Here is a 20,120-nt window from a genome sequence, read left to right as displayed (position 1 = left end):
GGACGGGCGGGACGCCCATCCCACTTTCAAGAGTGGAAGTTATTTAATTCTCATTCCTTACGCTGTTGTGGGGAGTATGGGTTGGGCCGGAGATCCCGCCATCAAGCTTAAATTTAAAGGGAAAATAGCTTATGGGGTCACAACCCAGAATATTTTTGGCCTAAACTGGGTTTTTTGCAGAATTTCTCCACAAAAAAGGGAGAAAAGCCGTTTTCTTTTCCCCCAAGTTTTCCTTGTGCCTCAAGCGCGAGCTCAAAACTATTCCAAATTCGAGTCGGGGTAGTGATTGCGAATTTGTTCGGCTTCGGGACAATCGTCAGAAACTAGGGGTTCGCAGTTAGTTCGGGATACCGAAGCCAACTTCTGAGACACAGCTCCAATACTTTCGAGACGCACCATTTCTTCCCAGGAGCTGATTTCGTCTTCTTCGTCGGTTTCGTAGCGCAGCGTGACTAGATCCCCTTCAATATCTAGGATACGAGCGCGCTCTATCCAACGTTGCTGATCTCGAAGAAAAATAGAAACCTCACGACCATCACAACAGAGTTGATAGATTTTGCGCTGTAGCATTTGTCAGTTCTCCTGCGCAGTGTAACTTGCTTAAAATATGGTCTGTTTACCGTAACGTACTTTGGGTTTTACATCGGAAGGCACAGCCGTATGGACTGGCCAGTTTCACGTTTTCCGCAACTTTTGTACCGATGGGAGTTACCAAATTTGATTTTACCACCAAATCTATCGAGTACGCCATTTATCCAATTACAGGTTTTCCAGTCAGTGGCATCCCTCGTGAGAGGCATTTGCCAGCATAGATCGGAGCATTAGGACTTGACGACGGCACGCGATTAACAGCGACAATAACAACAGACTCTGCCTCAAAAATCTCGCTCTCTTATGCCTCAATTCCCCCAGAAACCTATGGTTTCGACGTTTGTTCGATCGCCCGCTAACCCCGTCAAGGCTCTATCTCAAATCTCAAATCTCGAAACGAAAGCTCTAAAGCGACACTCAAACAGCGACAATAAAAACAGACTCTGCCTCAGATTTCTCGCTCTCTTTGGCCTCAACTCCCCCAGAAACAAGAGTGTTTGGAGGTGATTTCTAGCCCCCAGTAACCCCTCTTTCCTCAATCTCAGATCTCAAATCTAAAATCTAAAATCGATTGTTCGATCGCCCCCTAACGCCGTCAAGGCTCAATCTCAAATCTCAAATCTCAAAGCGAAAGCTCTAAAGCGACACTCAAACAGCGACAATAAAAACAGGCTCTGCCTCAGAAATCTCGCTCTTTTCTACCTCAACTCCCCCAGAAACAAGAGTGTTTCGACTTTTGTTCTGGTTCCGAGTACCCTGTGTCAACTCAATCTAAAATCTAAAATCTAAAATCTAAAATCGATTGTTCGATCGCCCCCTAACGCCGTCAAGGCTCAATCTCAAATCTCAAATCTCAAAGCGAAAGCTCTAAAGCGACACTCAAACAGCGACAATAAAAACAGACTCTGCCTCAGATATCTCGCTCTCTTATGTCTCAATTCCCCCAGAAACCTCTTGTTGGGAGGTTATTTGTACCCCCCAGTACCCCCTCTGAACTCAATCTAAAATCTAAAATCTAAAATCTAAAATCGATTGACTGGAGTGTGATAAAAATCACTGACAGCAGGCAGCCCCTAAATGTAGAAAATGGTGGCGGCCAACAACTAGCTTCAAAACGGGCAGCGGAACCTGTGGCGGTTAAGCTAAAAGAATTGCGGTTCCGTTCAAAACAAATTGGAGTCATCGCTCGTGCGTATTAAGGAGGCTAATTGATGGTGTACGCAGAAAATTGGTCGCAGCCGTCTATCTTGGAACTAGCGCGATCGGGCAACTTTCAAGCCCTGAATTACTGGATTGACAGCTTGCTGCGCCCCGAAGGGATTTATGCCCGCGTCGAACAGGCTCAGGCCGGCTGCGTCCAAATCATCGTAGAATTCCAGCGCGAATTTGCGCCAGATACTACATTACTGGGGAGCACTCTCCGGGAAGGCTTAGTCAAATTTATTTGCCACCAACTCTGGAGACTCAACTCGCCAGCAGTAGAAGGAGTGCGAATTCACGCGCGCTTGGCTGGGGATGCAGACATTCTCTGGAAACAGTCAGTGCGAATTGTGACTCCGGCAAACCGCCAGCGGCGGCGTTACCGTTCCCTACCGGTCGTCGATTGGGTTAAATTTAAAACGTATCGTTCTCTGCTGCTAGTGGGATCGGCACTTGCCTCATTTATTTTAGGGTGTTGGGTCAGCTACCACGAAGCTCTGACCCTGCAGTCAGTATCTCCCGTATCCGGCTACCAGCAAGCTGCTGTAATTTCGGGGCCGCCTCCAAAACGTGCGGATACGGTGCAAGCAGCCTTAGAAGTAGTACCAGTAGTACAGCAAAAGCAAGTTGCTAATCCTTACGACCCAACAGTAACGCTGATGTTCGGAGGAAATGTGAATCTATCGGATGCGCTCGGAGCATCTGCTGCCAACGATCACCAATGGGCTTTCGCCAATATGGACGAGTACCGGCAAGCAGATGTGGCGATGGTTAACCTAGAAAACTCCCTGACTCGCTCTACATTGGGCTCTGGCAAAAAACAATTAAATTTTAAAGCCGATCCAGAATCGGTGAAAGTATTAACAGCCGGAGGAGTGGATATTGTCAATCTGGCAAATAGCCGCGCTATGGATTACGAGGAACCGGGGCTGGTGGAGACTATGAATACTCTAGATAATAGTGGGATTCAACACCTGGGAGCCGGCAGAGATATTAAAGAAGCGAGGCGTCCAGATATTATTGAAGTTAAGGGTCAGCGGATTGCCTACCTCGGTTATTACGATGCCGAGCTTAACGTCGCCGACCAAGGGAAAGCGGGCACTAATCCCCGCCGCAACAATCGCGTGGCCGAGGATATTCGAGCTCTTAGGGGTCAGGTAGACTGGATTATTGTTAATTACCACTGGGGAGTCGAATTGGCAGATTATCCGGGGGACTGGCAGATTGATTTGGCTCGGTTCACGATCGACCAAGGAGCTGATTTGGTAGTGGGACACCATCCCCAGGTACTGCAAGGTGCAGAAATTTATAAGGGCCGCCCGATAGTTTACTCGCTGGGTAATTTTATATTCGGCCCGAATGCTCGCAGGGATTACGATACCGCAGTCCTGAAAGTATCGCTCAAAGACAGGAATATGAAGGTAGAGTTTCTGCCTGTGGAGGTGAAAAAGTTTCAGCCGAAGGTGGTGAAGGGAGCAGCAGCAGATCGCATCCTCAAACGCGTCGAGCAAATTTCTAGTATTTTCGATCGACCGATGCCATCTTCTGTAGTTCTCGATTCCCTAGTCCAGCCAGGATCGGCATCAAAAACTCCAAATTCTCCCTTGCCAGGAGCAGCCAAGAGCGGTACATACCAGCCCGGGCGAGGTTCCGGGGGAGCCTCCGGTGAACGCAATCAGCAAGGCCCCGGACAACCCAAACCTACTTTGATTTTGCCGGCTTTGCCGGCTGCGCCCCAACAGCCGGACAACTCCTCATTTTTCCCGAACGGGACGGGGCCTGCAATTGAATCAAACCCACCTCCGAATCAAAATTTGCCGCCGCGCATCTACCCCACTCAACCTCAAAATCCCAGCCGGGAACCAGATCCGTTTACAAAAGAGCCATTCATCAAAGAGCCGTTTATTTCGCCCCCATCTCCCAGTCAAGGAGCAGTGCCGAGTCCCCAAAGCTATCTTCCCCCCAGTCGGCCAGTATCTTTTGAAGTCGCACTCAAAGGGCAGCCGACCTCAGCGATCGTTCCAGCTACCAGCAGCAACCGCTCCAAGCAGCGGATCGCCCTGCCCCCTATAGCTAGGAGCATTGGTTAGCCGGTGGCGGCCGGAGCGAGGATGCCGGGGAGGATAGGGGCGGTAATGGGTGAACATCAACATACTAGCGACCAATTATTAACGATCGACTTACTGACAACCAATGATCAATGACCTACTACCAATGACAAATGTGTTTGCGATCGCGCTCAAGCAAAAGCAGTACAAAACCTATATCCTCTCCGACGAAACCGCTAACTCTACTCTAGAAGTTGTGCCGGAACGGGGCGGTATTGCCACTAGCTGGCTGGTTGAAGGCAAAGAAATCTTCTATTTGGACGCGGAACGGTTCGCCAATCCCGATCTAACTGTACGTGGCGGGATTCCCATCCTGTTTCCCATCTGCAGCAATCTCCCCGAGAATACTTACACCCACAAGGGAGTGGATCGTAAGCTCAAACAGCACGGCTTTGCTCGTGACTTGCCTTGGACAATAGGCGAACAAGTTACGGAGGGTTGCGCGGCTCTGACGCTGATTCTCGACAGCAGCGACAAGACGCTGGCTGTTTATCCCTTTGATTTCCAACTAGCCTTCACATATCAGATTAAAGGCAATTCTTTGGAAATTTTTCAGCGCTATACCAATCTGTCTGACGAACCCATGCCGTTTTCTAGTGGTTTGCATCCCTACTTTTTGGCGACGGACAAATCTAAGCTCCGCTTTGAGATTCCGGGGATGCAGTACAGAGATCACAACACCCACCAAAAGGGTTATTTCACAGGGGTTTTTGACGAGACGCTGGATGAAATTGATGTTTCCTTTGACGAGCTCACTGGTCTTGCTGCTACTGTCACTGACGCGGCGAGCGGCTTGCGGCTCACCCTCAGTTACAACTCCAGCTATGGGAAGTTGGTTTTCTGGATGGTGAAGGGCAAGGATTTTTACTGTTTGGAACCTTGGACTGCTCCTCGAAATGCCCTCAACACTGGCGAACACTTGATTTATTTGCAGCCGGGAGCGACTTGCGAGATGCTGGTTCGCATGACTGCAAATTTTATTTAACAAAACACTTGCTATTTCAAATGAGGGGTGCTACTATTAGAAATTGTGTGCGGTAACAATGTTTTCGCGGGTCGCTAGCTCAGCGGTAGAGCATTCGGCTTTTAACCGATTGGTCTCGGGTTCAAATCCCGGGCGACCCATAAAAATTTGTGAGTTAAAAAGTTTGAGTTTTGAGTGGAATGCTTGGAACTCAAAATTTTGTTTGTTGAACTTTTTAGTAAATCTGGAAAGATAGTGCGCGATCGGTGGCAAATTGTCTTAAGATTATCGTAAGAATTGAGCTTGTCCAAAATTCACTGCCCAAAAATCACAAATAATTAGGAGGAATATCTATGGCGCTTGTACCTATGCGATTGCTGCTCGACCACGCGGCTGAAAATGGTTACGGCCTACCGGCTTACAACGTCAACAACATGGAGCAAATCCAAGCGATCATGCGCGCTGCTGACGAAACCAACAGCCCTGTGATTCTGCAAGCTTCTCGCGGCGCTCGCTCCTACGCTGGCGAAAATTTCCTGCGCCACTTGATTTTGGCAGCAGTTGAAACCTATCCTCACATTCCCATTTCCATGCACCAAGACCACGGCAATGCCCCCGGCACTTGCTATTCTGCCATGCGCCAAGGTTTCACCAGCGTGATGATGGACGGTTCTCTGGAAGCAGATGCTAAGACTCCCGCTAGCTACGAGTACAATGTTCAAGTTACTCGCGATGTGGTGAATGTTGCTCATTCGATCGGCGTTAGCGTTGAAGGCGAACTGGGTTGCTTGGGTTCTCTGGAAACAGGGATGGGCGAAGCAGAAGACGGCCACGGCTTTGAAGGTGCGCTTTCTCACGATCAGTTGCTGACAGATCCTGAACAAGCTGTGGATTTCGTTGAGCAAACCGGCGTTGATGCTCTAGCAGTCGCGATCGGCACTTCTCACGGCGCTTACAAGTTCACTCGCAAGCCGACTGGCGAAATTTTGGCAATCAGCCGCATTGAAGAAATTCACCGCCGCTTGCCGAATACTCACTTGGTAATGCACGGTTCTTCTTCTGTGCCCCAAGAATTGTTGGAAATCATCAACAGCAACGGCGGCAAAATCCGCGAAACCTACGGCGTACCTGTGGAAGAAATCCAAAAGGGCATTAAGTGCGGTGTTCGCAAGATCAATATCGATACTGACAACCGTTTGGCGATTACCGCTGCAGTACGCGAAGCTTTGTTTGCGAAGCCCGATGAGTTTGACCCCCGCCACTTCTTGAAGCCGTCGATCAAGTATATGCAGAAGGTTTGTAGCGATCGTTACAACTCTTTCGGTTGCGCCGGTCACGGTACAAAGATTAAGCAAGTGTCTTTGGATGATTTTGCAGCTAAGTATGCTAAGGGCGAATTGAGCTCTTCTGCTAAGAAGACTGTGGCTGTTTAAGAATTTTAGGTTTTAGATTTTAGATTTGTCTGAGGTCTAAAGTTAGGATTGCCGGGTAGCTTTGAAGTTGCCCGGTTTTTGTTTTTGGACACAAATCAATAGAAGTGATATCAAATCCGGTAGCATAGGAATTATTCATCTCTCTGTTCTCTGACTCTGTGTTCTCTGTGTCCTCTGCGGTTTAATCATTCCAATTCAACCGGAATTCATATGATATTGAAAACTGCGATCGCTATAGCAGTTTCCCTATTTTTGCTTACAATGAAGCTAATTTTCCTTGGAAATTCAACCGTTTGAATCAAAGGTGAACGAATGGCAAAGGTTATTGCAGTTACAGAAGCTATTAAAAGCCAAGAGGAGGCTGAATCAAGGTTGAATTTGAGCCGAACTGAGGATGAGGCTTTTTTTACAGAGTGGCAAACCCAATTGCCAAGTCTCAGCGATTCTGAACAGACTGCTTTGGATACGCTACGACGTAGATTGCTATATCATAGAGCCGATGGAGAATTGTTAGAAGGGGCAGTGACATTGTTGGTGGCATCACCTTTGTTAGAACTGGCGGGATTCTACGATCCACCTTTCAGGATGAAGGCTGAAGCTGCGATTGAAATTGCGATCGATGATGGGGAAGAAACCCTGCGCGGACGAATTGATATCTTGATTTTACAGAATCAGCTTTGGGTAATGGTTTTGGAGTGTAAGAAGACTACGATTGCGACGAGATCGGCATTACCCCAAGCATTAGCATACATGATGGCAAATCCTGATTTGGATAAACCGAGATTTGGTATGTTGACGAATGGCGATGATGTGTTGTTTGTGAAACTCAGGGATCAACCTACACCCGAATACGGGTTATCGCGGGCATTTTCGATTTATACTGTGCGAAGTGAATTGCGATCTGCTTTTCAAGTCTTGAAGCATTTAGGGCAAGGCATCACTACCGTCTAAGTTAAGGTGAAGGTATTGCTCATCGGCATAGAGACGTGCCATCTGCTACAAATCCTCGTCCATCACTTCATCGTTTTCCCGAATTTCTGTTTCAATTTCATCGGAGAAAGCTTCGGCGTATGCCCAAGCGTTAGCAATATCAGTCGCAGATAGCGATAGATAGCTTGTGAGTAAATCAGCTTCGCTATAGCCAATGCGACGAGCTTCTACAAGTCCCCAAACGGTGATGCGAGTTCCAGCAATGCAGGCACTCCCGCCACAAACATCAGCCCTTTTTTCAATACCGCGCCAAGGAGTGATTTTGCCTTGGGATAGGAGTTGAACGACTTGAGCTTTTTCGTCGTCAGAGAGTGCCCGCAGTTGAGGCTCTAATTCTTTCAGCGTCATGGCAAACAATGGAATTGCGACTACCGATCATTCTATCGAACCGATCGCCCCATTTACCCGATCGCCCATTGCCACTTCTAGTAATTTGGGTGAAGCGCGGGGAATGCAAGCAATGGTTGTATCCATTACACTGCACGGGCGATCGCCCTCCCCATACGCTTGCTTGCACAACTCAAGCTTTGAAATGTTCTAGGGTACTATAACGCAGCAGATAATCCAGGTTATTTGTCAAGTTTTTTGCCACAAAAACTTGACAATTTAGAAAGTGGTGAGAATAATGGGATTAAGACCCTGACCTGGGATTCAAGGGGTCAGGAACCTCAGCCTAAAGGCATGAGGCTTGAAGGAGAAATCTAACAAGCCATTCTGACCAGCCTAAGTCCTTCGCGGACTACGTTTTTTGAGTCACGACACCCGCTTGATGCGTAGCTAGTCCCCTGCTCTGTCGCTGAGAGTTAAACAGTTCTAAGGTCACGCTTTACAGTGCTTTGGGCCTAACAAGCTCACTAAACATTGACCGACAAGCTAACTTTACTCCGAAAGGAGAACGGGACAACCATATCCCGGCGGGGAGGCAACCATACCTCCCCGGCCCCTCAAGGGGATTCACTTCAATGTAAAGCCGTCCTACGAAGGACGGGGTTTCAAACCCATAATTCTGATGAAAAGGAGTCAAGTCAACACAGCAGAGTTAATTCGCAGACAGATTGAGGAACGGCCAGAAGGCTATTGGCGGCACTCTGACTTTTCTAACCTGCCGTCAACTGCGGTCAGCAAAGCACTTTCCCGAATGGCGGAAAACGGAATTTTGGAGCGAGTCAGCAAAGGACTATACTATCGATCGCGCCCGACTCGATTTGGTCGCAGTCGTCCCTCTCCAAGCGATATCCAAAAACTGCTGACAAAACAAAACTTGCATCCGGCTGGACTGAGTGCGGCTAATTTATTAGGGTTTACCACTCAAAACGCAATTCAAGGTGAATTTGCTACCTCAGCGAACAGTGTCCCCCGCACTATAATTGGTTCTCGCGCCCGAATCCACACTCGCAGACCTGAAACTTGGAATCGCTTAGAAGCGACTGATGCAGCAATGCTTGATTTTTTAAGGTCTAGGGGTAAGTTGAGCGAGTTGTCTCTGACGGAGACTAAGCAAAGGTTGCTAGACTATTTTCGAGAAGGATCTCGCTTTGAACGTTTGCTTGCAGTTGCAGATGCGGAACCGCCGCGAGTACGAGCTATGCTGGGTGCGATCGGACAGGAACTCAGAAAGAGTGTTAAAGAGCTAGAAAAACTCCGAAAAAGCCTAAATCCAGTCTCTCGGTTTGATTTTGGTAAATTCAGCAATCTGAGTTATGCCAAGGAGTGGCAAGCCGAGTGAAAATGTTTGAACATCCTGATTTCCGCGATGCTGTCATCGCAGCTAGGGAACATTTCGATCGCTTTGGACTCACCGAACAATTCATCGAGAAAGATTACTATGTCACCTCGGCGCTGCGAATTGTGGCGAATCAGTGGCGTACTCAAGTCATTTTTAAAGGCGGAACCAGCCTCTCGAAGGGGTGGAAAGTGATAGAACGATTCTCGGAGGATATCGATCTGTTTTTGAACAAACAGGCATTCGTTCCTCCCCTTGGTGCAAACAGAATTGACAAAGAATTAGCAGCAATCGAAAGTGCTGTGGGAGAGCATCCTGCTTTGACGCTAGAACCTGATTCGTCCAAGCGGAAGCGGGGGGTTTTTCGCAATAGCTATTTCAGCTACACTCAGCAATTTTCGGGCAATCAGGCGATCGCCAATCGTGTATTCTTAGAAATGGGAACTCGCAGCGGCACTTATCCTACGCAGACTGTACAACTGTCTTCCTATGTGGCTGAATTTCTGCGTGAAATTGGGCAGAGTCTTGATACTGAAGATGAATTGCCTTTCTCTATGCTATTGCTGGACTTTCGGCGTACCTTTGTTGAGAAACTGTTTGCAATTCACTCTAAAGTAGTGAAGATTCAGCAGGATGGGCAATCAATTGGAATCTACGCCAGACATTACTACGACCTGTTTTGTTTAGCTCAAAATTCCGAAGTGCGCCAAATGTTCCAAACTGATGAATACAGCCAGATTAAAGAGGATTGCGATCGCATTAGCCGCGAACACTTCCCAGATTATCAGCCGCCGTCAGCGATGAATTTTTCCAACAGTTCGGCTCTCTTCCCAACAGGAGAACTGCGTCAAACTATTGCTAGAGAATACGAACAGCAGTGCGGTAGACTCTGCTATGGAAATTATCCATCATGGGGGGAAATTGAAGCTTGTTTTGAAGAATTTCGCGATCGGCTTTGACTGTTGAGCCTGAAGCATATCGTTGGTTATAACTGAGATATTGCACCATTCTCAATTAGCCGTAGGGGCGGGTTCGCCAACAGCCTTAAAGCTTGCAAATAGGTTCTATAAACCCGCCCGACCCCACGAAAAATCCTCTTATTGATATTGCTGCAAGATGTCAGTTATAACCCAATACGGTTCAGTTAAGCTCGATCCCCCCTAGCCTAGGGCGGGCACGGGGGCACCGCCCCTACGAAGGGTGGGACAAGAAATTACTCTTGCGTCCCCCAACAATCAGGGGGATTTAGGGGGATATCGCCCGGAATAAATAGTTTTAACCCAAGCGTATTGGGTTATAATCATTTGATATATTCCCTGATTACTGGCGGCAGAGTGTAAAAATTTGCTTGTTGTTCAATCAAGCAGCGCCGCGATAGAGATTGCAGCGCATTTAGCAAATCTGAAGCCGGAATTATGTCATTTTCTAGCAATTTTGCCCGGTTGATTGGCTGGCTTTCTTTGGCTAACAAGGAGATTACTTGTTTTTCTAGTTCCGATAGGCGATCGAACTGCTGCTGTAAAACATCTTTCAAATCTTCTGGCAACAATATGGTATCATTTGGTAATAACTCTCTCACGCCTCCTCCCAAGTCTTGAATCAGATTCGCCACGCTTTTTAACCATAGGGGGTTGCCTTGGTAGCGATGAATAAAAGTTTCACTGTTGTCGCTTTCTTCTAACCCATAATCTCTGAGTATTTCCCGTGCGGCGGCGATGTGTAAACCTTTGACTTGTAAAGTGCGAATAGAAGTATTTTGGCTTTTAACTTGAGTCACTTCTCTCGGTTGTTCCCAACCGATTAACATCAAGCAGCTTGGATGGGATAATTTTTCTATTTGTTTGAATAAGGAGCGATAGTCTTCGGATTCTGGTTTATATTTTCCAGCCAATTCGCCGCTACAGAAAAGGTTGTGAACGTCATCTAAGACTATTAAACAGCGATGGTTTTGTAAATACTTAATCAGCGGTAAGCGTTTCTGATTTGTGGGGGATAAATCTTGTTTTTCGGAATTGGAAAAAAGCTGTGTTAGGTTAGATTGAAATTTTTCTAGGGTGGGGAATTCCTCTAGAGTGTACCAAACTGCGTACTCAAACTCGTCTTTAATTTGTTGTACGAGTTGTACTGCTAGGGTGGTTTTGCCGATACCGCTGATGCCGGTGAGGGTGATGAGGCGACAGCGTTGTTGTAGAATCCAGGTGGTGAGGGTGTGGAGTTCGGGAGTGCGATCGAAGAAATCGCCTAATTCTGGCATTTCGCTTAAATCTTGATGTAGAGTTTTGGTTTGTTTTGGGTTAGATGTTGCGTCATTATGTGAGTTTGATATATCTGGCGGGTGTCTAGGTTCTCCACACAGGTTAAAGATACCAATTCCTACAACATCTTTTGCAAAGTTTGAAACATTAGAGACTTGAAACCTGTGAATTGCCGATCGAAAATTCTTTTTATTGACATCTTCTCCCAACTCTTCTGAAAGTAATTGCCATAATTCCGAAGCCGCATTCCTAACACGACTTTCAGAACAGTCAAAGTCTTTGGCTAAGTGCTTGTATGTATCGTGTTGTAAAGTTGCTTTTAGTACCGCCTCTTGTAAATCGTCAAGGTGTTGACCCGTTTTCTCAAAGACTATGCGATCGGCGAGGTGTAACATTTCTTTCAGATTCATCGGGTCAAGAGGACGGGATTTTTTGGGTATTATATCACATTTTTAGATATTTTAGTATATTTTTAGATATTTTAGTACACAACTAGATTGAAAGAGAGTGAAAGTAGGAGAAAGTTATCGGCAAAATAGGACTTTTTTGACTAAAAAAAGCCCGGATTTATTAATAAATAATGGGAAAATTATTTAAACCTAAGTTTATGGTTAGAATGCTTGCCGTTTTATACCCTGTAGTAGCGTGTTATGCCGCTGTTGCGGTCTAATAAATAGTTAGCTAGAAGATTGACCATTTTTGTACATTTTTAGCTGGGAGGCCATTATGAAAATACTCATGAGACTTTTAATTTCTATCGGTGTCGTAGTTACAGTTTTTAGTTCGATTGAAGCAGCATATTCACAAATATCTGGATTACGAGGAAAGTTTGATGGCACACAAACTCAGGAAGCTCGGATTCGAGAGGTAGGCTCTCTTGCTGTAGCAGTAGAAGTTAATGATGGTAAAACCTGGCAACAATGGTATGCAACACGTCGGGGAGATACGAACTTCTCAAAAATAGTTAGTTGTACTGTTGGTGAATTCAATGGTGATAAAAAGTCCGATATTGCTTGTCTGTATGACTATGGAAACTTTGATGTTGGAATATGGGTATTGACCTCGGACGGGAAGAACTTTAACTCTAGCATCTGGTGGAGAAGCGGTAAAGGTAACTTGAACCCAAATTCTGTTGTTGGGCCGATTGAGTCCATCGATAATAATAATGATGGTCTGTCTGATCTGAAAATGCCCTACCTTTATCCCAATAATATCCGTAACGATATTGTTTTTTATTCGGATGGTCAGAAATTTTACCGCTAGTTTTTGGGATTATTTTAGCCAGTAAATTAGGCTGGATGTGCTAGTAGGTTGGGTTTCATGAATTCAACCCAACCTTTTTTTACAATCACAATTTTATCATTTCCACCATTCTCATGGGATGCTTGTAAAGATAGCGATCGCATCACCAATCATAAAGAGCGATCGCCCTTTGTTTTTTCTGATGACCGATCGCCTAAAATGAAAGAGCGATCGCCCATCTTGCCTATGCCGTTGACACTCGTGTTACCCAACCTCTTTTTCCACTGACAATCTGAGCCATTTTCACCATTTCAAAGGGCTATGGTTGCACTCCCGGCGTGAAGCGTAGCTATCCAGTAGGGAATCGTCCGAGCAAAAGAAAGGCCGATCGCCATTAAAACACGAGTTTAAAGGCTAAAATAAATGTATGTAATCTTAAACAAACGATATGCCTCTCAGCGAGCTTTTACCCAGCGTCGATCAATTATCTCATCAAGATAAACTGCGACTCATTCACTTTCTCCTACTTGCAGTTGCCAAGGAACAAGGATGCAGCCTAGAATTGGCTGAAGATACTAATTCAGAAAATATACTTTTGAATCAACTAGCATCAACGAGTGCAGTTGTATGGTCTCCACAGGCCGATCGAGAATCAGTTCAAGCATTATCAGAACTTCTACTTGCCGCCCAAGAATCAGCTCATGCTTAATAGTCAGCGATTTCCATTTATAGAGCGAATTGATAGCCTTGGGCGATCGAGTATCATGCCATATTTGCCAATCACTCTCTCCAACGGCAGCAACTCCGTAGAAGTGATGGCATTGTTGGATACGGGTGCAAGTGTCAACGTTTTGCCTTATCAGATTGGTCTACAACTAGGGGCAACATGGGAACAGCAAACCGTTCCTATTCAATTGAGTGGGAATTTGGCTCACAGTGAGGCGCGGGGATTGGTGCTTTCGGCTACAGTTGCTCAGTTTTCGTCGCTCTTGCTGGCATTCGCTTGGACTCGTTCGACAGATGCACCTGTAATCCTTGGACACCTCAACTTTTTCTCGGAGTTTAATGTCTGTTTTTTTCGTCACGAGTTAGCTTTTGAGCTTTACCCAAGAGAAAAATGAATTGTTTAACCAATATGCGATCGCCCTTTCTTGTTTCTGATGAGCGATCGCCTAAAATGAAAGGGCGATCGCCCTTTGTTTTTTCTGATGAGCGATCGGCCCATCACGCATCAAGTGCGATCGATGTCTGCAACCAAAAGCATCAACGTTAGTTTTAACTCACTGCAAATTCTGTGAACTGACGCATATAAGGTGGATGAAACCCAACCACAATGTCCGACTTCGGCACACCTATATTAACCAGCTCTTGCCCTAAATCGATTTCTGTTCCATTCTGCTGAATCCAGATTTTGCCATCCTTAATATCGAGATGTATAGGACAACCGTAAACTCGCTGTTTGTTATCCCAACCCACTCGAACAACTTGATAATGATTGTGTTCTGTGTCAAAAACAACTTGCACATCCACTTCTCCATAAGAAGGCTTGTATGCAGCATATTTCGTGAGAACTTGTTTGATACAATCCCGATACTTTTCTCTTTTTTCCATAAAACTATCACCTCTTCTTCTACGTCATAAACCAATAATTTTAACTGGGTAATCTTCCACAACAGCGGTTGTAAATTCACGCTTGAAGAAATCGTTATACGCCGTCAAAGGAATTGCCAAAAATAGCTGAGGTTGGGGGTCTTTAAACTTGAGTGCTGTACGGTAGTTGATAAATTGTCCAACAGCTAAATGAAAATCTGTTATCGCTGAAGTATTCAAAAAGCTCTTGATTTATACAGCAATTTTCTCGCCCTGCCGTTCGGCTGCCAGCAGACGTTCCGCCCCCAGATCGATTAACATATCAACTCCACCCACACTGATGGAAAGTGGGTCATCTGTAATGTGCCAACCGTCCTTTTGCAACGCAATCTTCACAACATCATGAAATTTATCCTTTGCTGACATAAAGCCCTGATGACAAACAATTACAATTATACTGGCATTAATTGAGATGTGTGAGTGCAATTCAGGTTGTTGACTCACCAAATCAAACCTCGCGTGCGAGATCGCTCTCGTAAGGCTTGTCCAAGAGAGTGCGAGATCCCTTCACAGCAAATACTAAACAGTGCGATGATTGTACAGAGTGCGATGCTTGAGTTAAACAAAAGATCGATCGCCCGATGGACAAAGATTTCTGCTAAAGTATAGCGCGTACTTAAATCAAACAGCCTACACTTGTGGAAAGAATTCCAAACGAGGCCTTAGTAGTTCGTGGCGGTCGTAATCGCAAGCGAAGATATTAAACGCAGCACGGCAACTCACCCCAGCGGTATCACGGGAATTTCTGTAGAATGTGCAGTAGGATTATCTGTAGCAGAGTTAGCAGAGACAATCCCTCATGGACAAGTTGGTGTGACCACAGTGGGTGAGGTTCGATCGTCCGATGGAGATGTCATCCGTACTTCTGGCCGGAGCCCAAATCATGCAACATTAACTGGTTTAACACCAGAACAAGTAAGTCTGCTGCTGACACCCACGATTCCTAATCCATCACAACAATCATCCTAAGTAAACTAAAAATATGAAATATCCCAGAATCTTTGTAGATTTTCATAATGCGGATGAACAAGGTCGCCTTCGCCTAAATTGCGTTGGTACGATTGAAGATTTGAGTCGCCAAAATATTAAGTTGGAAGATGGTCAATTGCTAGCATTGTATGACGAAGAGTTAGAAGTCGATGGCGTAGTGCAATATTCAGAAGAGGAAAGTCTTTGGGTTGCAGTAATTGATTGGAAGCAAATTAGGCAGGTAGAGGATATGCTTGTTCAAGCAAAAGTCTAGTGCGATCGCTAGCTAAATGCGGGTATCAAGTAAAAGTTTCATTCCAAAACTTCCCACAGTTCAGCGACAGGAGCAATTAAATCTCCTAATATTTCACCGCTTCCTTTCATTGCACCAAAGGTGGGGCGTGGAGCTTGGGTGGTAGCAGGATAAATAATCGCTAATGCTTTTCCTTCATGGATGACGGTTAAAGGGGTTTTGGTACGCTCGACCTCTATAAGTAGAGTCTGGAGGGTTTGAGGTAATTCAGTAGTGGTAATTTGTGCCATTTGTTCACCTTTCACAATCTTATTCTATTTCTACTATGATAATGCGAGGATTAGACGGAAAGCGATGCTTGAGTGAAAAAAGAGCGATCGCCCCTCACACCAAATACCAAACACTGCGATGATTCTACGGAGTGCGATCGCACATAATCATCATCCCTAATTTGCGATCGACCTCCCGCATCAATTCTCAACAAAGCATCAGGCTGAAATTCGTTATCTGCGTCCAAGCGCACAGTAGCATTTTCGCCCAATTCCACCCCAGCCAACGTATAATTTGATTGTGTGGTTCGCCGTGACTTCTGAATCTTACCGATGATGCCACATAAAATATTTTTTTAATCTATTCAGTTAGCCATAAAAATTCAAGTAAACATAGCATCACGGGAGCGAGTTTTGTCGCATTAAACTCGCTCCTAAGCTGTTCTGCATTTAAACTACACAGTCAAAATTTGATAAAGTTCTTGTGGGGTGGGCGTCTCGCCCGCACAAAAAATGCAATTTAGATGTAGAACAGCTTAATATCAAATTTTAACTAAATCCGCCCCTTAAACCTTCTGCTTCTTCCTTCGCGTCCTTCGCGTCTTCGCGGTTCATTTCTAACACAAATACCCAATCCAAGCCGGCAAAACCTCCGGCGAACCGTACCACTTCCCCGGAGAACGAGGCGAATGCCAAACCCCCTCCAACACCAAATTTTCAGCCCCGTCCAAAACAGCAGCTTCCACCGGCGTAATTCCATCTCCCCAAGTTTCGCCCTTCCCCACAGTCAACTCATAACTTTTATAAGCCAGCCAAGTCCCAAAACCGCGCTTGCCAAAAACAGCCTTCCCAGCAGCGCACACGTAGCGCACCTGCGGGTGAAAAGCCCCCGGATAGTGAATTTTGACAAAATCTAGATTTTTGCGCGTCCAGCGCTCTTGAGAAACGTGCGGCGTGCCTAAAGTGATTAAAGTATTCACATAAGGGTGAGCTTCCCACAAACCCGCGTCCTCAAGCACGTCGCCGTGAATCGTGTAAGGCTTTTCGCCCAAATAGATGCGAGAAATCCAGCCACCGGCGGAATGACCGACGAGATTGATCTGGGGAACGCCGTATTGCTGTAACATTTGTTTGACCGTGCGATCGAGCTGTCGCAAAATTGGCACCATCGACCGCCCGCCAAAAGTCGGCAACCAATCTCCCTTGCCCAGAGGCACTGTTACTGTTGGGAAACCTCGATCGACCAGAGACTTTTCTAATTCCCGATAGTCGGAAGCAGCAGCAAAATATCCTGGTAAAATCACGGTTGGTAATGGCATGGTCAATTTTAGATTTTAGATTTTAGATTTTAGATTTTGCGGTCGGAGTGCTACGATCTGTTTTTCAAGTTCAAAGACACTTGCCGAAGCATCCTTTGGATTGCTAACATCTGCCACTCGTTAAACCTTTTGCTTAGGGAATATCTACTTCTATGGCTCGCGAGCCGATTCAAACATGGTATTTTACCCTAGTTGTCGTTCACTTAGAAGACCGTTTTCTACTGGTACAAGAGCGCAAGTACGAGCAGCAGTGGTATCTGCCAGCAGGGCGAGTGGAAAAAGGGGAGACTTTGCTCGAAGCTGCTATGCGTAATACCTTTGAGGAAGCGGGCATTTCCATCATCGTTGAGGGAATTCTCCGGGTAGAACACACAGTGATGCCTAGGGGCAATGTGCGCCTCCGAGTCATTTTTGTTGCTCGTCCAGAAGATAAGACGCCGCCCAAGAGCAAGCCGGATGAGCATACTTTGTGCGCTGGCTGGTATTCTCTCAAGGAATTAGACCAGTTGTCGTTGCGGGGAGAGGAAGTTCGGGAAATGTTTCAATATATGGCAAGCGGCGCTCCAATTTATCCCATCGACTTGCTCACCATCGAGGGAGCTCCTTTTAAAAATTACCGCTATCGCTGGTGAATCCATCGATTTTGGATTTGGGATTTTGGATTTTCGATTTGAGACTTCGGCGTGAGTGCGATCGCCCTTACGATTTTAGATTTACTTGCAGCGCAGTGAATCAGGGAGCAGGAACTTTAATTTACAATTTGTAGAATCGACCCTGACGCTAGTGTCGGGGGCTTGTACTCATTTTGGGGCGGGGCTACCGAGGGACTGCGGGCTGGGCTGACAGCCACTCGATCAGTTTTTTGATGGCGTAACCGAATTGGAAACGCCGATCCATCGAACTTGTCGATCGTGTTTAATAAATTTGGTTCAGTTTCGGGCCCATGAATTTTCATCAAGGTCGATCGGGCAACTGCGAGGGCGATCGTGCTAAAATTATACCTTTGAATTCCCAACATCTCCTCATTAAAACGAATTTACACTCAATCACAACCACAACAATATAAATTACCAATCCCCCAATCACTCAATCTCCCAATCCCCCAATCTAAAATCTAAAATCTAAAATCTAAAATTTAAATGACTGACTCTTCCTCCCTAGCCAACACCCTTTCCGAACCGCTGCGCCAGCCTTTTTGGTGGGCAGCCCTAGCTTCTGTGGGCCTTCACGGAGTCCTCGGAGCAACCGCCCCGACGCTCTCAAACATAATTTATGGTGGAAATTCCTCAAAAAATATCCCCGGTTCTGTCGGCTTAGTAGAACTAACTCCCGCAGAAGCCGGCCGCCTGCCACAAACCATACCACCGAAACCGTCTAATACGCGATTTACGCCATTTTCGATCGCACCAGTTCCCCTTCGGCCAGGGCCAAAGTTAGCCCCGCCCTTGCCCCCCGCACCAGATACCATCAACTTGCCCGCCATGCCGCCGGGGATGCCCCCTCCTGGATTCTTTTCGCCTCTGCCTCCTTCCCCTCTCCCGCCCTTCACGGCCCCAACAGCCCCACCACCTCCCAAAACTCCATCCCCAACAGTCAGAGCCCCCTCCCAGCCAATACCCACTTTCGTCCCACCCGTACCTCCCAGCGGTTTTCTTTTCCCGCCCTTACCTGGTAATTTCGATCCCAATATCCCGCAACCACCCTCGCTGCCAGAACCGCCCCAGCTTCCCGGCGGCGGCTCGGAAGATGAAGCAGAGGCGCTCAAAAAGATCATAGCCAGTAGAGGCGGACTTCCACTATTTCCAGACGGAGCTCCAGTCTTTACCCCGGAATTCCCAATTGGCAGGAATGTGGGACCCGATGGAGTACCAAAATTGACTCAAAAAGATCCCAATAAAAGGAATCTCATCGCAGAAACTCCCGAAGAAAGAATCAGGAGACAACAATTTGAAGAGGGACAGCGACAGCTAGGACAGTCCGGCCAACCGGGTGCAAACTTACCCACCGACAGAGAGACACTGCTGGCGGCTGGAGAGACCTATGTTGCTTTGTTTGATAAATTCCAAAAGGCTTATCCTGACTTGGAAACGACGGGCCCGACTCCTGTGCCTGTCCCTTATCCCGTAACAGCTTGCTCGCAAAAACTCCAAGGAAGAGCAGTTTTTGGAGCAGTTGTCAGCCCTCAAGGCTTGCTCAAGGCCGAGCCACAGCCGATCGTCCCGACGGGTTACGGTATTCTCGATAATGCGGCTAAAATTGCGATTATTAGCCCTTCTCTAACATTTGAAGCAGCCAGCACGCACAAGCTTTACCAACTGACTGTCGAGTTTAAGTACGACGAAAAACTTTGTAGTGGCATTCCTCTCACCCCAACCAGGCCCAACCCACCAGGCCAGCCGCAGCCCGCGCCCGCGCCGACAGCGCCCAGCAGACCAACAGGCCAGCCACCTTCCCCAGCGCCTACTGAAGTGAAACCGCAGTTTGAGAAGCCGCCGGCCCCCTCCACCAAACCGCAGCCAGGGGCCCAACCGTCGCCGCCCGCACCCAAGCCCGCGGCTCAACCGTCGCCCTCGCCTGAACCGAAACCAGCCGCGGAACAGTCGCCTTCTCCTCAACCGCAACCAGCCCAAGAGTCCCCGCAGCCCGAAGCTGCGCCATCTCCAGCCGCCGAAGTGTCTCCGCAGCCCCAAGTGTCGCCATCTCCGGCCCCGGAAGTGTCACCATCGCCGGAAGCTGCCCCATCTCCTGCCGCCGAAGTGTCACCATCTCCGGCCCCGGAAGTATCGCCATCTCCGGCCCCGGAAGTGTCACCATCGCCGGAAGCTGCCCCATCTCCTGCCACTACCGAAAATTAATTGGGCATCGGTAATTGGCAATCGGTATTGTAAAACTTCATTAAGTTTCTCGTCAAAGATAGTCAGGAGTAGTATATGCTGACTGATCAGAAGGATTTGGACTGCCCAAGCAACCGCTTTCAACGCGGCATGAATTTACGAGCCACACCTATCACTCATCCAGCTAGCCGATTGGCAAACACATCCACAGAGGTTTGTACAAAACCGCAGATGGTTTGTTAATTAATGCGCTCCGTGAATGGGTATTACACGATCGTGGCAAAAGCACTCCCAAAAGCATTGAGCAATGGGATAGGGAG

Annotated in this window: 24 protein-coding genes, 1 tRNA gene and 1 pseudogene; 18 read left to right on the top strand and 8 right to left on the bottom strand. The window is 47.0% G+C overall.

Annotated elements, in window-relative coordinates; genetic code table 11:
- Positions 1-258 precede the first annotated feature (258 nt).
- Positions 259-570, bottom strand: a complete 312-nt coding sequence (locus QUB35_RS17630) for a DUF6679 family protein (protein ID WP_006633466.1) — start codon at positions 568-570, stop codon at positions 259-261.
- Positions 571-1,634: 1,064 nt separating this feature from the next.
- Here QUB35_RS17630 and QUB35_RS17625 point away from each other — a divergent pair.
- From QUB35_RS17625 to QUB35_RS17600, 6 genes are all read left to right on the top strand, one after another.
- Positions 1,635-1,790 (top strand): hypothetical protein, encoded by a 156-nt coding sequence (locus tag QUB35_RS17625; RefSeq protein ID WP_158307982.1) that lies wholly within the window; start codon positions 1,635-1,637, stop codon positions 1,788-1,790.
- Between the two features lie 12 nt (positions 1,791-1,802).
- Positions 1,803-3,881 carry a CapA family protein gene (locus QUB35_RS17620; RefSeq protein WP_333143084.1) on the top strand — a complete coding sequence of 693 codons (2,079 nt, stop codon included), beginning with the start codon at positions 1,803-1,805 and terminating at the stop codon, positions 3,879-3,881.
- A 133-nt stretch (positions 3,882-4,014) separates the two neighbouring features.
- Positions 4,015-4,884 (top strand): aldose epimerase family protein, encoded by an 870-nt coding sequence (locus tag QUB35_RS17615; RefSeq protein WP_445252038.1) that lies wholly within the window; start codon positions 4,015-4,017, stop codon positions 4,882-4,884.
- Between the two features lie 68 nt (positions 4,885-4,952).
- Positions 4,953-5,024, top strand: a tRNA-Lys gene (locus QUB35_RS17610).
- A 192-nt stretch (positions 5,025-5,216) separates the two neighbouring features.
- Positions 5,217-6,296: a class II fructose-bisphosphate aldolase gene (gene fba, locus QUB35_RS17605; RefSeq protein WP_006633469.1), complete on the top strand. Its 1,080-nt coding sequence runs from the start codon at positions 5,217-5,219 to the stop codon at positions 6,294-6,296.
- Between the two features lie 312 nt (positions 6,297-6,608).
- Positions 6,609-7,247, top strand: coding sequence for a type I restriction endonuclease (locus tag QUB35_RS17600; protein ID WP_333143082.1), 639 nt, complete (start codon positions 6,609-6,611; stop codon positions 7,245-7,247).
- A 45-nt stretch (positions 7,248-7,292) separates the two neighbouring features.
- Here QUB35_RS17600 and QUB35_RS17595 read toward each other — a convergent pair whose 3' ends face one another.
- Positions 7,293-7,634: a DUF433 domain-containing protein gene (locus QUB35_RS17595; RefSeq protein ID WP_333143081.1), complete on the bottom strand. Its 342-nt coding sequence runs from the start codon at positions 7,632-7,634 to the stop codon at positions 7,293-7,295.
- Between QUB35_RS17595 and QUB35_RS17590 the strand changes: the two genes are divergently transcribed.
- From QUB35_RS17590 to QUB35_RS17580, 3 genes are all read left to right on the top strand, one after another.
- On the top strand, positions 7,633-7,827 hold the full coding sequence (locus QUB35_RS17590) for a hypothetical protein (RefSeq protein ID WP_333143080.1): 195 nt from the start codon (positions 7,633-7,635) through the stop codon (positions 7,825-7,827). The two genes, QUB35_RS17595 and QUB35_RS17590, sit on opposite strands and share 2 nt — an antisense overlap.
- A 468-nt stretch (positions 7,828-8,295) precedes the next feature.
- The gene (locus tag QUB35_RS17585) at positions 8,296-9,012 is read left to right on the top strand and encodes a DUF6088 family protein (protein WP_333143079.1); all 717 of its coding nucleotides are present in this window, start codon (positions 8,296-8,298) and stop codon (positions 9,010-9,012) included.
- A 2-nt stretch (positions 9,013-9,014) separates the two neighbouring features.
- Positions 9,015-9,968: a nucleotidyl transferase AbiEii/AbiGii toxin family protein gene (locus QUB35_RS17580; protein ID WP_333143078.1), complete on the top strand. Its 954-nt coding sequence runs from the start codon at positions 9,015-9,017 to the stop codon at positions 9,966-9,968.
- A 341-nt stretch (positions 9,969-10,309) separates the two neighbouring features.
- On the opposite strand, the gene QUB35_RS17575 is transcribed toward QUB35_RS17580, so the two are convergent.
- Complete coding sequence (locus QUB35_RS17575; RefSeq protein WP_333143077.1) at positions 10,310-11,674, bottom strand: NB-ARC domain-containing protein; 1,365 nt, start codon at positions 11,672-11,674, stop codon at positions 10,310-10,312.
- Positions 11,675-11,990: 316 nt separating this feature from the next.
- On the opposite strand from QUB35_RS17575, the gene QUB35_RS17570 reads away from it, so the two are divergent.
- From QUB35_RS17570 to QUB35_RS17550, 5 genes are all read left to right on the top strand, one after another.
- Positions 11,991-12,527: a hypothetical protein gene (locus QUB35_RS17570; protein ID WP_333143076.1), complete on the top strand. Its 537-nt coding sequence runs from the start codon at positions 11,991-11,993 to the stop codon at positions 12,525-12,527.
- A 57-nt stretch (positions 12,528-12,584) separates the two neighbouring features.
- Complete coding sequence (locus QUB35_RS17565; RefSeq protein WP_333143075.1) at positions 12,585-12,794, top strand: hypothetical protein; 210 nt, start codon at positions 12,585-12,587, stop codon at positions 12,792-12,794.
- A 160-nt stretch (positions 12,795-12,954) separates the two neighbouring features.
- Positions 12,955-13,215, top strand: a complete 261-nt coding sequence (locus tag QUB35_RS17560) for a hypothetical protein (RefSeq protein ID WP_333143074.1) — start codon at positions 12,955-12,957, stop codon at positions 13,213-13,215.
- Complete coding sequence (locus QUB35_RS17555; RefSeq protein WP_333143073.1) at positions 13,208-13,627, top strand: hypothetical protein; 420 nt, start codon at positions 13,208-13,210, stop codon at positions 13,625-13,627. Before QUB35_RS17560 ends, QUB35_RS17555 begins: the two co-directional genes overlap by 8 nt.
- A complete protein-coding gene (locus QUB35_RS17550) occupies positions 13,624-13,779 on the top strand; it encodes a hypothetical protein (RefSeq protein ID WP_333143072.1) in 156 nt (51 codons plus the stop codon). The genes QUB35_RS17555 and QUB35_RS17550 overlap by 4 nt, the downstream gene beginning before the upstream one ends.
- Positions 13,780-13,781: 2 nt before the next feature.
- Here QUB35_RS17550 and QUB35_RS17545 read toward each other — a convergent pair whose 3' ends face one another.
- Positions 13,782-14,117 (bottom strand): XisI protein, encoded by a 336-nt coding sequence (locus QUB35_RS17545; RefSeq protein WP_333143071.1) that lies wholly within the window; start codon positions 14,115-14,117, stop codon positions 13,782-13,784.
- Positions 14,111-14,522 (bottom strand): annotated as a pseudogene (locus tag QUB35_RS17540) (XisH family protein); the annotation flags it as partial. The pseudogene QUB35_RS17540 and the gene QUB35_RS17545, both read right to left, overlap by 7 nt.
- A gap of 306 nt (positions 14,523-14,828) precedes the next feature.
- Between QUB35_RS17540 and QUB35_RS17535 the strand changes: the two are divergent.
- Positions 14,829-15,125 carry a flavoredoxin gene (locus QUB35_RS17535; protein WP_333143070.1) on the top strand — a complete coding sequence of 99 codons (297 nt, stop codon included), beginning with the start codon at positions 14,829-14,831 and terminating at the stop codon, positions 15,123-15,125.
- 13 nt (positions 15,126-15,138) lie between these two features.
- Positions 15,139-15,399, top strand: a complete 261-nt coding sequence (locus QUB35_RS17530) for a hypothetical protein (RefSeq protein ID WP_333143069.1) — start codon at positions 15,139-15,141, stop codon at positions 15,397-15,399.
- Positions 15,400-15,437: 38 nt separating this feature from the next.
- Here QUB35_RS17530 and QUB35_RS17525 read toward each other — a convergent pair whose 3' ends face one another.
- From QUB35_RS17525 to QUB35_RS17515, 3 genes are all read right to left on the bottom strand, one after another.
- Positions 15,438-15,683, bottom strand: coding sequence for a type II toxin-antitoxin system Phd/YefM family antitoxin (locus QUB35_RS17525; protein WP_333143068.1), 246 nt, complete (start codon positions 15,681-15,683; stop codon positions 15,438-15,440).
- Positions 15,684-15,718: 35 nt separating this feature from the next.
- A complete protein-coding gene (locus QUB35_RS17520; protein ID WP_333143067.1) occupies positions 15,719-15,934 on the bottom strand; it encodes a hypothetical protein in 216 nt (71 codons plus the stop codon).
- Positions 15,935-16,264: 330 nt separating this feature from the next.
- The gene (locus tag QUB35_RS17515; protein WP_333143066.1) at positions 16,265-16,966 is read right to left on the bottom strand and encodes an alpha/beta fold hydrolase; all 702 of its coding nucleotides are present in this window, start codon (positions 16,964-16,966) and stop codon (positions 16,265-16,267) included.
- A gap of 152 nt (positions 16,967-17,118) precedes the next feature.
- On the opposite strand from QUB35_RS17515, the gene QUB35_RS17510 reads away from it, so the two are divergent.
- Together QUB35_RS17510 and QUB35_RS17505 are read left to right on the top strand one after the other, a co-directional pair.
- Entirely contained in the window at positions 17,119-17,598 is a 480-nt protein-coding gene (locus QUB35_RS17510; protein ID WP_333143065.1) for an NUDIX domain-containing protein, read from the top strand.
- A 507-nt stretch (positions 17,599-18,105) separates the two neighbouring features.
- Positions 18,106-19,821 carry a hypothetical protein gene (locus tag QUB35_RS17505; RefSeq protein ID WP_333143064.1) on the top strand — a complete coding sequence of 572 codons (1,716 nt, stop codon included), beginning with the start codon at positions 18,106-18,108 and terminating at the stop codon, positions 19,819-19,821.
- Positions 19,822-20,120: the final 299 nt, after the last annotated feature.

This window comes from Microcoleus sp. B13-B6 (assembly GCF_036705405.1).
Classification (GTDB): Bacteria; Cyanobacteriota; Cyanobacteriia; order Cyanobacteriales; family Microcoleaceae; genus Microcoleus.
Note: the sequence above shows the minus strand (reverse complement) of the source record. Positions and strands in the feature narration are given on the sequence as shown.